The sequence below is a fragment of the Streptomyces sp. NPDC110618 genome (assembly GCF_055657065.1).
The window spans coordinates 74,692-91,150 of sequence record NZ_JBVKBN010000009.1; the positions used below are offsets into that span (position 1 = coordinate 74,692).

General features: G+C 73.8%; 1 protein-coding gene. It reads left to right on the top strand.

Annotated features, from left to right (window positions below; all coding sequences use genetic code 11):
* Nucleotides 1-67: 67 nt before the first annotated feature.
* Nucleotides 68-16,456, top strand: a complete 16,389-nt coding sequence (locus ACZ7L7_RS17680; RefSeq protein WP_472076404.1) for a type I polyketide synthase — start codon at nt 68-70, stop codon at nt 16,454-16,456.
* Nucleotides 16,457-16,459 lie beyond the last annotated feature (3 nt).

The window sequence follows — 16,459 nt, forward strand, 5'->3', positions numbered from 1 at the left end:
ACCCCGGACCGCTCAGGACCCGACGTCTGCGGAACCCCTCGGGGCTCCTCCTAGGAAGTGGCAACGAATGGCGAGCAACGAAGAGAAGCTGCGGGACTACCTCAAGCTGGTCACGGCCGACCTTCGTCAGACACGCAAGCGTCTGCAGGACATCGAGGACCAGCGGCACGAACCCGTGGCCATCGTGGCGATGGGCTGCCGCTTCCCCGACGGAGCCGACAGCCCCGAGGCCATGTGGCGGCTGCTCGCCTCCGGCACCGACGCCGTCACCCCCTTCCCCACCGACCGCGGCTGGGACCTCGACGCCCTCTATGACCCGGACCCGGACAACCCCGGCACCTCCTATGTCCGCGAGGGCGGCTTCCTGCACGAAGCGCCCCTGTTCGACGCCGAGTTCTTCGAGATCTCCCCGCGCGAGGCGCAGGCCATGGACCCGCAGCAGCGGCTGCTGCTGGAGACCTCCTGGGAGACTGTCGAGCGGGCGGGAATCGTCCCGGCCTCGCTCCGCGGCTCCCGCACCGGAGTGTTCATCGGCGCCATCGCCCAGGACTACCTGCCGCGCTCGCGCGGCGCCCAGGCCGAACTCGGCGGCCACCTCCTCACCGGCAGCACCATCAGCGTCGCCTCCGGCCGCATCGCCTACTCCTTCGGCCTGGAGGGCCCCGCCGTCACCGTCGACACCGCCTGCTCCTCCTCCCTCGTCGCCCTCCACCTCGCCGTACGGGCCCTGCGCGCCGGCGAGTGCGACCTCGCCCTCGGCGGCGGCGTCACCGTCATGTCCGGGCCCGAGATGTTCGTCGACTTCGGCCGCCAGCGCGCCCTCGCCGCCGACGGCCGCTGCAAGGCGTTCTCCGCCGACGCGGGCGGCTTCGGCCCCGCCGAGGGCGTCGGCATGCTCCTGCTGGAACGGCTCTCCGACGCCCGCCGCAACGGCCACCCCGTCCTCGCCGTCATCCGCGGCTCGGCGGTCAACCAGGACGGCGCCTCCAACGGCCTCACCGCCCCCAACGGCCCCGCCCAGGAACGCGTCATCCGCGACGCCCTCGCCGACGCCGCGCTCACCCCCGCCGACGTCGACGCCATCGAGGCCCACGGCACCGGCACCCCGCTCGGCGACCCCATCGAGGCCGAAGCCCTGCTCGCCACCTACGGCGACCACCGCGAACGGCCCCTGTGGCTCGGCTCGGTGAAGTCCAACATCGGACACACCCAGGCCGCCGCGGGCGTCGCCGGCATCATCAAGATGGTCCTGGCCATGCGCCACGGCCTCCTGCCCCGCACCCTCCACGCCGACGAACCGTCACACCACATCGACTGGACCGCCGCCGAACTGCGCCTGCTCACCGAGGCCCAGCCCTGGCCCCAGGAGGGCGAACGCCCGCGCCGCGCCGCGATCTCCTCCTTCGGCATCAGCGGCACCAACGCCCACCTGATCGTCGAGGAAGCTCCCGCGCCGACACCCACGGAGGACGACGAGACCCCCACCAAGGAGACGTCCGACCCCCGCCCCGGCGCCCCACTGCCCTGGGTCCTCTCCGCCCGCAGCCGGGCGGCGCTCACCGCACAGGCCGCCCGCCTGCTCACCCACCTCGACACCCGCCCCGGCCAGAACCCGGCCCACATCGGCCACGCCCTCGCCACCACCCGCAGCACGTTCGAGCACCGAGCCGTCCTGACCGGCCGCACCCACGCCGACCTCCACACGGCCCTCACCGCCCTTGCCGCCGACACCGCACACGCGGGGGCTGTCGTCGGGAACGTCCGCCCCGGCGGCCGTCTCGCCGTGCTCTTCACCGGGCAGGGGTCGCAACGCCTGGGTATGGGGCGGGAGTTGTACGGGACGTACCCGGTGTTCGCGGACGCCTTCGACGCGGTGGACGCGGAACTGCCCTTCGACCTGAAGGCGGTTGCCTTCGGTGATGACCAGGAGCTGCTGAATTGTACGGAGTTCGCGCAGCCCGCGTTGTTCGCGTTGGAAGTGGCTCTGTTCCGGTTGGTGGAGTCGTGGGGCGTGCGGCCGGATGTGCTGGCGGGTCATTCGATCGGTGAGATCGCGGCGGCGCATGTGGCGGGGGTGTGGTCGCTGGCGGACGCGTGCAGGCTGGTTGCCGCGCGGGGTCGTTTGATGCAGGCGCTTCCGGCCGGGGGCGCGATGGTGGCGGTGCAGGCTTCGGAGGCGGAGGTCCTGCCGTTCGTCGACGACGAGCGTGTGGGTCTGGCGGCCGTGAACGGGCCGCGCTCGGTGGTGGTGTCGGGTGACGCGGCGGCCGTGGAGGAGGTGGCAGCGCACTTCCGGGCCCAGGACCGTAAGGTGACCGCGCTGCGGGTGAGTCATGCGTTCCACTCGCCGTTGATGGAGCCGATGCTGGCGGAGTTCCGTGCGGTCGCGGAGAGCCTGACGTACGCCCGCCCTCGCATCCCCGTCGTCTCGAACGTCACCGGCCGTCTCGCCACGGCAGCGGAACTCACCTCCGCGGACTACTGGGTGGAACACGTACGCCGCCCCGTACGCTTCGCCGACGGCATGCGCGCCCTCGCCGAGCGCAAGACAGGCCGACTCCTCGAACTCGGCCCCGACGGGACCCTCACCGCCCTCGCCCAGGACTGCCTGGACGGCGGCACCGAGATCTTCGCCGCCGCCCTGCGCAAGGACCACCCCGAACCGGAGAGCCTGCTCACCGCCCTCGCCCAGCTCTTCGTCACGGGCCTGCCCGTGGCCTGGGACGCCACAATCCCGCTGGACGACGCCACGAGCGCGGCCCAGGAACCCCTGGACCTGCCGACCTACCCCTTCCAACGCCGCCGCTACTGGTCCCGCGACACCGGTTCCGCCAGCGGCGACCTGCGTGCCGTGGGTCTGGGGTCGGCGGAGCATCCGTTGCTGGGTGCGGCGGTGGAACTGGCCGGTGGTGACGGTGAGGTGTTGCTGACGGGACGTCTGTCGCCGGGGACGCAACAGTGGTTGAGCGATCACGTCGTGGCGGGTTCGGTGGTGTTCCCGGGGACTGGTTTCCTCGAACTGGCTCTGCGGGCGGGGGAGTCGGCGGGCTGTGACCGGGTGGAGGATCTGACGCTCGCGGCGCCGCTGGTGTTGCCCGGGCGGGGTGGGGTGCGTGTGCAGGTGCGGGTCGGCGTGGCGGATGCGTCCGGCCGGCGTGCGTTGGAGATCCATTCCCGTGCCGAGGACGCCTTGGACGGTGATGCGTGGACTCTGCACGCGACGGGCGCTCTCGCCGCAGCCTCCGGCCGGTGCGCGGAGCCGGACTTCGCTGTATGGCCGCCGCAGGGGGGCACGGCGGAGCCGGTGGAGGGTGTGTACGAGCGATTCGCTGGTCTCGGTCTGTCGTACGGGCCCGTGTTCCAGGGGCTGCGGGCCGTGTGGCGGCGGGGTGAGGAGGTCTTCGCGGAGGTAGCGCTTCCTGCTGAGCAGGAGACGGGTGGGTTTGGTCTGCATCCGGCGCTGTTGGATGCCGCGCTGCACCCGGTGCTGTTCTCTCCGGTACTGGCCGACGGGCGGGCGCGGCTGCCGTTCGCCTGGTCCGGGGTGTCCTTGTGGGCGTCCGGGGCTCGGGAACTGCGGGTACGGATGAGTCCGGCCGGCACTGACACGGTGACGCTGGAACTGGCCGACACCACAGGTCTGTTGGTGGCCACTGTCGAGGCGCTGACCCTCCGGGAGGGCGCTCTCACCGGAGCCGACACGCACCGCCAGAACCTCTTCCAAGTCGACTGGACGAAGGTCCCCACCGAGCCGAGCACCACCGCACCGGATCGCCCCCGCACCGGACTCCCGGCGCCCGGGGAGACGATCACCGGCGATGTCCTCGTCCGCGTCGACCGCCCGTCCGGTGATCTCCCCGAGGCCACCCACGCCCTCACCGCGCACGTCCTGGACCTCGTACGCCAGTGGCTGGCCGACGAACGCTTCGACAACGCCCGGCTGGTCGTAGTGACCCATGGCGCCGTCGCACCCGGCGAGCGCAACGAACCCGACCCGGCCCTGGCCGCCGTCTGGGGTCTGGTGCGCGCCGCCCGTGCCGAGGCACCCGAGCGGTTCACCCTGCTGGACATCGACGACGCCGACGAGTCCTGGTCGGCGGTGGGAAGTGCCCTGGGCTCCGGCGAACCGGAGTTGGCGATCCGTGACGGAGCCGTGTTCGCACCCCGCCTGGGGCGCGCCTCCACCGGCCTTCTCACGGCCCCGGTCGACGGGTCTGCGTGGCGGCTGGACATCGTGGAGAAGGGCACTCTGGAGGGGCTGGCGCTCACGCCGGTCGAGCGGACGGAGCTGGGTGAGGGCCAGGTCCGGGTCGCGGTGCGTGCGGCGGGGGTGAACTTCCGGGATGTGCTGAACGCGCTCGGCATGTATCCGGGGGATGCGCGGGACTTCGGTCTGGAGGGCGCGGGTGTGGTCACCGAGGTCGGCCCCGGTGTGACCGAACTGGCCGTGGGTGACCGGGTGTTCGGGATGTTCTCGGGTGCGTTCGGGCCTGTTGCTGTCGCGGACGCGCGCACCATCGCTCGGGTTCCGTCGGGGTGGTCGTTCGCGCAGGCGGCATCGGTGCCGATTGTGTTCCTGACGGCGTATTACGCGCTCAGGGACCTCGGTGGGCTGCGTGCGGGTGAGCGGATTCTCGTGCACGCGGCGGCCGGTGGTGTGGGCATGGCCGCGACGCAACTCGCCCGGCATTTCGGTGCCGAGGTGTTCGGTACCGCGAGTGCCGGGAAGTGGGACGCGCTGCGGGCGGCGGGGCTGGACGACGAGCACATTGCCTCGTCCCGTGACACGGACTTCGAGTCCGCCTTCCTGGCCGCGACCGATGGCGCCGGTGTGGACGTGGTTCTGGACTCGCTGGCCGGTGAGTTCGTCGACGCCTCGCTGCGGTTGCTGCCGCGTGGCGGCCGGTTCCTGGAGATGGGCAAGACCGACATCCGCGATCCGGAGTCGGTCCCCGGCGGTGTGCTGTACCGGGCCTTCGACCTGTGGGACGCCGGGCCGGACCGGATCGGGCAGATGCTCGCCGAGCTGGTGACGTTGTTCGAGGCGGGCGCGGTGAAGCCTCTCCCGGTCACCTGTTGGGATGTGCGCCGGGCCCCGGACGCGTTCCGGTACCTGTCGCAGGCCCGTCACGTCGGCAAGGTGGTTCTGACGGTTCCGGCGCCGCTGGATCCGGAGGGCACGGTCCTGGTCACCGGCGGTACAGGCGGCCTGGGCGCGCTGGTCGCCCGGCATCTGGTCACCGAGCACGGTGTACGGCACCTGCTGCTGGCCAGCCGCCGAGGCACCGACGCGCCGGGCGCCGCCGAACTCGTACACGAGCTGGCGGAGTTGGGCGCCCAGGTCGAGGTCGCCGCCGTCGACGTGGCCGACCGCGACGCCCTCGCCGCCGCCCTGGCCGACCGACCGCTCACTGCCGTCATCCACACGGCAGGCGTCCTGGACGACGGCGTGATCTCCGCCCTCACCCCCGACCGCCTCACCCGCGTCCTGCGTCCGAAGGTCGACGCGGTGACGCACCTGCACGAGCTGACCCGCGACGCGGACCTGTCCGCCTTCGTGCTCTTCTCCTCCGTGTCCGGCACCTTCGGCGGCGCCGGCCAGGCCAACTACGCGGCAGCGAACGCCTTCCTGGACGCCTTCGCCGCGACCCGCCGCACAGCCGGCCTGCCCGCCACCTCCCTGGCCTGGGGCCCCTGGGCGCCCGGCGCCGGGATGACCGCCGAACTCTCCGAGGCCGACCTGCGCCGCATGGCCCGCGAGGGTATGCGGCCCCTCGCCCCCGACGATGCCCTCGCCCTGCTCGACACGGCCCTGGCCTCCGGCGCAGCGCTAGAACGCGCCGCCGTCCTCCCGGTCCACCTGGAGGTCGCCGCGCTGCGCAAGCGCGGACAGGACGTGCCCGTACTCCTGCGGGGCCTGGTCCGCGCACCCGCCCGCCGGGCCGTGGAGACGCAAGCCGGGGCCGCAGGAACCGCAGACCTGAGCAGGCGGGTCGCCGGGCTGCCCCCGGCCGAGCGCGAGAAGTTCGTACGGGACCTCGTGTGCAGCCAGGTTGCCTCAGTCCTCGGACACGGGTCCGCCGCCGACGTCGACGCCGAGCAGCCCTTCAAGGCCCTCGGCTTCGACTCCCTCACCTCGGTCGAACTGCGCAACCGCCTCAACGCCGCCACCGGCATGCGGCTGTCCGCCACTCTTGTCTTCGACTACCCGACACCGGCCGTCCTCGCCCGACACCTGCTCGCGCAGCTCTCCGAGGGCCAGGACGACACCGTGTCCTCCGCCACCCCGCTGCCCGCGGCACTCGGCACCGGCGACGACCCGATCGTCATCGTGGGCATGGCCTGCCGCTTCCCCGGGGGAGTCGGCTCACCCGAGGACCTGTGGCGGCTGGTCAGTGAGGGCGGCGACGCCATCGGCACCTTCCCGACCGACCGGGGCTGGGACCTCGACACGCTCTTCGACCCCGAACCCGGCCGGGCCGGGCACACCTACGTCCGCCAGGGCGGTTTCCTCTACGACGCCGCCGAGTTCGACGCCACGCTGTTCGGTATCTCGCCGCGTGAAGCCCTCGCCATGGACCCGCAGCAACGGCTGCTGCTGGAGACCTCGTGGGAGGTGTTCGAGCGGGCCGGGATCGACCCCGCGTCGCTGCGCGGCTCCCGCACCGGCGTCTTCGCCGGCGCGATCACCCAGGACTACGGCTCCTTCCTCCGCGCGGGTGAGCACGACTCGGACGGCTACCTACTGACCGGCTCCACCGGCAGCGTCGCCTCGGGCCGCATCGCGTACACCTTCGGCTTCGAGGGCCCGGCGGTCACCGTTGACACGGCCTGCTCGTCCTCGCTGGTCGCCCTGCATCTCGCCGCCCAGGCCCTCCGCTCCAACGAGTGCGACCTCGCCCTGGCCGGTGGCGTCACCGTGATGGCGGGTCCGGAGATGTTCGTGGAGTTCTCGCGCCAGCGCGGTCTCGCGACCGACGGCCGTTGCAAGGCGTTCTCCGATGCGGCCGACGGCACCGCGTGGTCGGAGGGTGTGGGCCTGCTGCTGGTCGAGCGGCTGTCGGACGCCCGCCGCAACGGTCACCGCGTGCTCGCCGTCGTCGCCGGTTCGGCGGTGAACCAGGACGGTGCCTCCAACGGCCTGACCGCCCCCAACGGTCCGTCCCAGCAGCGCGTCATCCGCCAGGCCCTGGCCGGTGCCGGGCTCAAGCCCGCCGACGTCGACGCGGTCGAGGCCCATGGCACCGGCACCCCCCTCGGCGACCCCATCGAGGCGCAGGCCCTCCTCGCCACCTATGGCCAGGACCGCTCCGCCGATCAGCCCCTGTACCTCGGCTCGTTGAAGTCGAACATCGGCCACGCCCAGGCCGCCGCAGGCGTCGGCGGAGTCATCAAGATGGTCATGGCCATGCGTCACGGCGTCCTCCCGCGCACCCTGCACGTCGACGAACCGTCGTCCCACGTGGACTGGACGGCCGGGGACATCACCCTGCTGACCGAGAACACCCAGTGGTCGTGCCCGGACAACCGCCCGCGCCGCGCCGGAGTCTCGTCGTTCGGCATCAGCGGTACCAACGCCCACGTCATCCTCGAAGAAGCCCCCGAAACCCCGACGGACACCCCGGCCCACACCGAGCCCTCCGAGACCCCGGCCATCGTCCCGGTCGTGCTCTCGGGCGCCGCTGCCCCAGCCGTACGCGCCCAGGCGGAGCGCCTCCTGAGCCTGCTCCGGAGTCCGGCCGCGCAGGACGCCAAACTGGCCGACATCGGCTGGGCGTCCGTCACCACGCGCACCGCCCTGGAGCACCGCGCGGTAGTCCTCGCCGCCACCCGGGACGAACTCCTCACCGGCCTCACCGCACTCGCCGACGACGGCACGGCGGCCCCGAACCTCGTCCGAGGCACCGCCCCCCGCACCGGCACGACCGCCCTGCTCTTCGCGGGCCAGGGCGCCCAGCGCCTGGGCATGGGCCGCGAACTCCACGAGACCTACCCGGTGTTCGCGGACGCCTTCGATGCGGTGGACGCGGAACTGCCCTTCGACCTGAAGGCGGTTGTCTTCGGCGACGACGAAGAGGTCCTGAACCGCACGGAGTTCACCCAGCCTGCCCTCTTCGCCCTGGAAGTGGCCCTGTTCCGGCTGCTGGAGTCGTGGGGCGTCCGCCCGGACGTGCTCGCGGGTCACTCCATCGGCGAGATTGCCGCCGCCCACGTCGCCGGAGTGTGGTCCCTGGCCGACGCCTGCAAGCTCGTCGCCGCCCGTGGCCGACTGATGCAGGCCCTCCCGGCGGGCGGCGCGATGGTCGCCGTACAGGCCTCCGAAGAGGAGGTACTGCCGCTGCTCGACGGAACCGGCGTCGACCTCGCGGCCGTCAACGGCCCCCGGTCCGTCGTGATCGCCGGAGCGGCCGAAGCCGTCGAGCCGGTCGCCGCCCATTTCCGCGCCCAGGACCGCAAGGTCACCGCCCTCCGTGTCAGCCACGCCTTCCACTCGCCGCTGATGGAGCCGATGCTGGCGGACTTCCGTACCGCCGCCGAGAGCCTGACCTACGATCGACCGCGACTGCCACTGATCTCCACCGTCACCGGCACTTTCGCGGACCCGGCCGAGCTGATGACCCCCGACTACTGGGTCACCCACGTCCGTCGCACCGTCCGCTACGCCGACGCCGTGAGCACGCTCGCCGCGCAGAACGTCACGCGATACCTGGAGCTGGGCCCCGACGGCACCCTCACCGCCCTCGCCCAGGCGATCCTGGACACGGACGACACCGGCACCGCCGTCCTCGTACCCGCCCTGCGCAAGAACCGCCCCGAGCCCGAGGCGCTGCTCTCCGCCGTCGCCGCGCTGTTCACTCACGGCGGCGCCACCGACTGGCGAGCCCTGTTCCCCGGAGCCGGTACCGGAGCACGTCCCGTCGATCTGCCGACGTACGCCTTCCAACGGCGGCGGTACTGGCCGTCGGTCGGGCAGCGCCCCGGCGATCTGGCCGCCGCCGGACTCGGCGCGGCCGGACATCCGCTGCTCGGCGCCGCCGTCGCCCTCGCCGGTGGCGGGACGGTGCTCACGGGGCGGCTCTCGCAGCGCTCCCACCCGTGGCTGCGCGACCACGCCGTGCGCGGCGCGGTGGTCTTCCCCGGCACCGGCTGGGCCGAGTTGGCGTTGCGCGCCGGGGCCGAGGTCGGCTGCGAACGGGTCGAGGACCTGACGATCCTGGTGCCGCTGCTGATCCCCGAGCAGGGCACGCTCCGGCTCCAAGTCACCGTCGGCGTCGCCGACCCGACGGGACGGCGCACGGTGGAGGTGCACTCCCGTCCGGACGAGGCGCCCGACGACACCCCCTGGACCCTGCACGCCGAGGGCGTCCTCGCGCCCGAAACCGAGACCGCCGAGCCCGCTGATCCCGGCTTCGACCTCACCCAGTGGCCCCCGACGGGCGCCGAACCCCGCCCCGCCGACGACGCGTACGAGCGGCTGGCGGCGGCCGGGCTGACGTACGGGCCCGTCTTCCAGGGACTGCGGGCCGTGTGGCGGCGCGGTGACGAGGTGTTCGCCGAGGTCGCCCTGCCCGAGGAACACGAGACGCTCGCCGGGCGCTGCGCCCTCCACCCCGCGCTGCTCGACTCCGCCCTGCACGCCGTGCTGTACGGCCCCCTCGGCGCGACCGACGGCGCCGGACGGCTGCCCTTCGCCTGGAACGGGCTGTCGCTGTACGCCTCCCACGCGCGCGCCCTGCGCGTACGGATCGCCCCCGCCGGCCCCGACGCGGTCACCCTCGAACTCGCAGACCCGGCCGGCGGCGCGGTCGCCCGCGTCGACTCCCTCACCCTGCGCGAGGTGCCGTCCGAGCTGACCACCGCAAGGCCCTTCAGCGCCTACCGCGTCGAATGGACCCCGGTACCGCTCCCGACCCCGGAACCCGGTACCGCGGTCGTCCTCACGGACCGAGCCGCGGACACCGCATTCCCGGGCCCGCTCCCCACCCGCACCCGCGCCGAACTGAGCCGCGCAATCCATGACGGCGACCCCGCGCCCCGCACGGTGCTCCTGCCCTGGGCCCCGACGGACGCGACGGACACGACGGACGCGTCAGGCGCGCTGGTCCACGCCACCACCGCCGACGCGCTCACCTTCATACAGGACTGGCTCTCCGCCGAGGAGTTCACCGACACCCGCCTCCTCGTCGTCACCCAAGGCGCCGTGGCCGTGGACGACGGTGAGGAACCCGACCCGGCGCTCGCTGCCCTGTGGGGCCTGCTGCGCGCCGCCCGCACCGAGAACCCCGGCCGTATCGTCCTCGCCGACACCGACGGCACGCCCGCCTCCCAGGACACGCTGCTCGCCCTCGCGACCGGCACCACCGAGGACTCGGAACTGGCCCTGCGCGAGGGCACGGCACGCACCCCTCGCCTCGTCACCCAGCCTTTCCCGATCCCCGCGGAAGCGATCCCCGCGGAAGCGATCCCCGCCGAAGCGATCCCCGCCGAGGAGGCACCCGCCGAAGCGATCCTGGCCGAAGCGGCACCCGCCGAGGAGGCACCCGCCCAAGCGTTCCCCGTCGAAGCGGCACCCGCCCCCCACCTCTCCGACGGCACCGTCCTCATCACCGGCGGCACCGGCGGCCTGGGTGCCCTCGTCGCCCGCCACCTCGCCACCGAGCACGGCGTACGACACCTGCTCCTCACCTCCCGCCGCGGCCCCGACGCCCCCGGCGCCGCCGAACTGATCACCGAGCTGGCCGACTTGGGCGCCGAGGCGACCGTCGCCGCCTGCGACGTGTCCAACCGCGCCGCCCTTGAGGCGCTGCTCGCGACGATCCCCGCCGACCGCCCCCTCACCGGCGTCATCCATGCCGCGGGCGTGCTCGACGACGGCGTCCTCGCCTCCCTCACCGAGGAACGGCTGCGAACGGTGCTGCGCCCCAAGGCCGACGCCGCCCACCACCTGGACGCGCTCACCCGCGACCGGGACCTGGCCGCGTTCGTGCTGTTCTCCTCCGTCGCCGCCACCTTCGGCAGCGCGGGCCAGGCCAACTACGCCGCCGCCAACGCCTGTCTCGACGCGATCGCTGTGCGCCGCGCCAGGAGCGGACTGCCCGCCGTGTCCCTCGCCTGGGGCCCCTGGGCGCCCGGCACGGGCATGACGGGCGAACTGAGCGAGGCCGATCTGCGCCGGATGGCACGCGGAGGAGTCCGCCCCCTCGACCCCGGCCACGGCCTCGCCGTACTGGACGCCGTGCTGCGCCACCCCCAGGGCCCCCTGCTCCTCCCCGTCGACCTGGACTTCCGCACCTTGCGCCAACTCGACGACGTACCGCCGCTGTTGCGCGGTCTGGTCCGCGGCGGCGCACGGCGTGCCGCGCACACCGGCGGTCACGGCTCCGGGGGCGGCGAGCTGCGCGCCCGGCTCGCCGCGCTGCCCGCGGCCGAACGGGAGCCGTACCTGCTGAAGACGGTCCGCGAGCTGGTCGCGCAGGTCCTCGGGCACGCGTCCGCCGCGGACGTGGCACCCGGCCAGGCCTTCAAGGCGCTCGGCTTCGACTCGCTGACCTCCGTCGAACTGCGCAACCGCGTGAACGCCGCGACCGGACTGCGGCTGCCCGCCACCCTGGTCTTCGACCACCCCTCGCCCGCCGCGCTCGCCCGGCACCTGCTGACCGCCCTCGCCGACGGCGCGCCCGGCGCGCGGGGCGAGGCACTGCCCGTCCGACGGGATGTCGACGACGACCCGATCGTCATCGTCGGCATGGCCTGCCGCTACCCGGGCGGCGTCGAGTCGCCGGAGGACCTGTGGCGGCTGGTCACCGAGGGCGGCGACGCCATCGGCGACTTCCCGACCGACCGCGGCTGGGACCTGGAGGCCCTGTACGACCCCGAGCCCGGACGCCTCGGCAAGACCTACGTCCGGCGCGGCGGCTTCCTCTACGACGCCGCCTCCTTCGACGCCGCCCTGTTCGGGATCTCCCCACGTGAGGCGCTCGCCATGGACCCCCAGCAGCGGCTGCTGCTTGAGGTGTCCTGGGAGGTGTTCGAACGGGCCGGGATCGATCCGACCGCGCTGCGCGGCAGCCGTACCGGCGTGTTCGCCGGCGTCATGGGGCAGGACTACCACTCGTGTCTGCGCGAGGGCGAGCACGACTCCGACGGCTACCTGCTCACCGGCAACACCGCCAGTGTCCACTCCGGCCGTATCGCCTACACCTTTGGGCTGGAGGGCCCGGCGATGACCGTCGACACGGCCTGCTCGTCCTCCCTGGTCACGCTGCACCTGGCCGCGCAGTCGCTGCGCGCCGGGGACTGCGATCTCGCACTGACCGGCGGTGTCATGGTGATGTCGACGCCGGACACCTTCGTCGACTTCAGCCAGCAGCGCGGACTCGCCTCCGACGGCCGCTGCAAGTCCTTCGGCGCCGGGGCCGACGGCACCGCCTGGTCCGAGGGCATCGGCATGCTCGTCCTGGAGCGCCTGTCCGACGCCCGCCGCAACGGTCACCGCGTGCTGGCGGTCGTCGCCGGGTCCGCGGTGAACCAGGACGGCGCCTCCAACGGCCTGACCGCCCCCAACGGCCCCGCGCAGGAGCGGGTGATCCGCCAGGCCCTCGCCGGTGCCGGTCTCAGGCCCGCCGACGTGGACGCCGTGGAGGCCCACGGCACCGGCACCCCCCTCGGCGACCCCATCGAGGCCCAGGCCCTCCTCGCCACCTACGGCCAGGACCGCCAACAGCCCCTCTACCTCGGCTCGTTGAAGTCCAACGTCGGCCACACCCAGGCTGCCGCAGGCGTCGGTGGGGTCATCAAGATGGTCATGGCGATGCGGCACGGCGTCCTCCCGCGCACTCTGCACGCCGACGAGCCGTCCCCGTTCATCGACTGGACCGCCGGTGACATCGCCCTGCTCACCGAGAACGTGGAGTGGCCCGAGCCCGACGGCCGCCCCCGCCGCGCCGGAGTGTCCTCGTTCGGTATCAGCGGCACCAACGCCCACGTCATCATCGAACAGGCCCCCGACATCGGGGAGGAACAGCCCGAGCACACGAACGAGTTGCCGGTGACGCCGGTACTCCTCTCCGCCGCCTCCGAGCAGGCCCTGCGCGGTCAGGCCGAACGCCTGTGGGCGCGCGTCGACAGCGACACCGCCCTGCGCCCGGCCGACCTCGCCCTCTCCACCGTCCGCCGCCCCTGGCTGGAGCACCGCGCCGCCGTCCTCGCCGCCGACCGCGACCAACTCCTGCACGGGCTGCGCGCCCTGGCCGTCGGCACCCCCGACCCCGCCGTCCTGACCGGCGCGGAGAGCCGGGCGGGCCACCGGACCGCGTTCCTGTTCGCCGGACAAGGCGCCCAGCGACTGAGCATGGCCCGCGAACTGCACGCAGCCTTCCCCGCGTTCGCGGACGCCTTCGACGCGGTCGACGCGGAACTGCCCTTCGACCTGAAAGCGGTCGTCTTCGGCGACGACGAAGAGACGCTGAACCGAACCGAGTTCACCCAGCCCGCCCTGTTCGCCCTGGAAGTGGCCCTGTTCCGGCTGCTGGAGTCCTTCGGCGTCCGCCCGGACGTGCTCGCCGGTCACTCCATCGGCGAGATCGCCGCCGCGCACGTCGCCGGGGTCTGGTCCCTGGCCGACGCCTGCAAGCTCGTCGCCGCCCGCGGCCGACTGATGCAGGCCCTCCCGGCGGGCGGCGCCATGGCCGCCGTCGAGGCGACCGAGGACGAGGTACTGCCCCACCTCACGGACACCGTGGGCATCGCCGCCGTCAACGGCCCGCGCTCGGTGGTGGTCTCCGGCGCGGCCGAGGCCGTACAGGAGATCGCCGACCGGTTCCGCGCCCAGGACCGCCGGGTGACCACCCTGCGGGTCAGCCACGCCTTCCACTCGCCGCTGATGGAGCCGATGCTGGCGGACTTCCGTGCCGTCGCGGAGAGCCTGACGTACGACCGTCCCCGCATCCCCGTCGTCTCCACCCTGACCGGCGAGCCCGCCACCGCCGAGCAGCTGATGTCGGCCGAGCACTGGGTGGAGCACGTACGGCGCCCGGTGCGCTTCGCCGACGCCGTACGCACCCTCGACGCGCAGGGCACCGGCCGGTACCTGGAGCTCGGCCCCGACGGCACGCTCACCGCGCTCGCCCAGGGCACCGTGGACGGCGACGACCCGCTCTTCGCCCCGCTGTTGCGCAAGGACCGCCCCGAACCGGCGAGCCTGCTCACCGCCCTCGCCGAACTGCGCCTGCACGGCGGGCGGATCGACTGGGACGCCGTCCTGCGGCCGACCGGTGCCCGCCTCGTCGACCTGCCCACCTACGCCTTCGCCCGCGAACGGTTCTGGCCCGAGGGCGCCCGCATCGGAGGCCGCCCCGACACCGCCTCCGCCGAGCGCGCGGACTCCGCGTTCTGGACCGCCGTGGAGCGCGGCGACGCCGGCACCCTCGCCGACTCCCTCGGCGTGACCGAGGCGGCCCTCGAAGGGCTGCTGCCCGCGCTGAAGAACTGGTGGCACGGCCAGCAGGAGCAGTCCCGTGTCGACGACTGGCTGTACGGCGTCGGCTGGAAGCCGCTCGGCGCCGTCTCCGCGAGCGCCCTGCCCGGCCGCTGGCTCACCGTCCTGCCCGCCGGGGCGGAGGACGACCCCTTCGTGCGCTCGGTACTGGACGCCCTCACCGCCCACGGCGCCGAACCGGTCACCGTCCCCTGCCCGTCCCTGCCGGAGCGCGCCGACCTGTCCGCCCGCCTCACCGAGGCCGCGGCGGGCGCCCCGGTCACCGGCGTACTGTCCTTCCTCGCCCTGACGGACCCCGGCGCCACGACACACGTGCCCGCCACCGCCGTACTCCTCCAGGCCTGGCTCGACACCGGGCTCACCGCGCCCCTCTGGGCCCTGACCACCGGCGCTGTCCGCGTCAACCGCTCCGACCGGGCCCCCGATCCCGCGCAGGGTGCCGTCTGGGGCCTCGGCCGGGTCGCCGCGCTGGAGCACCCCGACCGCTGGGGCGGGCTCGTGGATCTACCGCCGCTGGTCGACCGGCGTGCCGCGGGCCGCCTCGCCGGCGTTCTCGCGGGCCGCGCCGGAGAGGACCAGGTGGCGATCCGGGCCACCGGTGTCTTCGGGCGCCGTGTCACCCGTACGGCGCCCGGCAGCCTCGGCGCGGGCTGGCGGCCCTCGGGCACCGTGCTGATCACCGGCGGCACCGGCGCGCTCGGCGCCCGGGTCGCCCGGTGGGCCGCCGAACGCGGCGCGGAGCACCTGCTGCTGATCAGCCGGCGTGGACTCGACGCCCCCGGCGCCCCGCAGTTGCGGGACGAACTCGCCGCGCTCGGCGCCCGGGTGACGGTCGCCGCCTGCGACGCCGCCGACCGCGACGCCCTCGCCGCGCTGCTCGCCGAGCACCCCGTGGACGCCGTCGTGCACACCGCGGGCCTCCTCGACGACGGACTGATCGAGGCGCTCACCCCCGACCGGTTCGCGCAGGTGCTGCGCGCCAAGGCGGTCGCCGCCCGGCACCTGGACGAACTGACCCGGGACCGGGAGCTGTCCGCGTTCGTGCTGTTCTCCTCCTTCGCCGGGGCCATCGGCTCCCCGGGCCAGGCCAACTACGCCGCCGCCAACGCCTACCTCGACACCCTCGCCGAACGGCGCCGGGCCGAGGGCCTGCCCGCCACCTCGGTGGCCTGGGGCCCGTGGGCGCAGGACGGGATGGCGGCGGGCGGCGGCCTGGAGGAGTACCTGCGCCGCCGCGGTCTGACCGGACTCGACCCCGACCTGGCGCTCGTGGCGATGGAGCGGCTCGCCTCCGGCGACGACCCGGCCGCCGTGGTGGCCCGCGTCGACTGGGCCCGGTTCGCACCCGCCTTCGCCGCCGCCCGCACCACCGCTCTGCTCACCGGGATCCCGGAGGCACAGGAGGCCCTGGAGGAAGCCGCCTCCGGCGCCGACGCCGACGCGCTGCGCGGACGGCTCGCCGGACTCGACGCCGAGGCCCGTACCGCCGCCCTCGTCGAACTGGTGCGGGAACAGGCCGCCGTGGTCCTGGGCCACGCCCGGATCGACGCCGTCGACCCGACGCGCGCCTTCCGCGAGGCGGGCTTCGACTCGCTGACCGCCGTCGAACTGCGCAACCGGCTCGGCGCGGCCACCGGACTCCACCTGCCCGCCACCTTGGTGTTCGACTACCCGGCACCGGCCGACGTGGCCCGCCACCTGGACGCCGAACTCGCCGGCCCCGCCGACGCGGGTGCGGGCAGCGGCGTCGTCGCCGAACTGGACCGGCTGGCGCGGACCCTGGCCGCCGAGGCCCGCACCGGCGGCGAGGCCCACCAGGAGGTCACCGAACGGCTGCGGAACCTGCTCGCGCTGTGGACCGGCACCGACCCTCAGGCCGACGCGGGCGCCGATGTCCTGGACTCCGCCTCCGACGACGAGATGTTCGACCTGATCGACAAAGAACTGGGGATCTCCTGACCC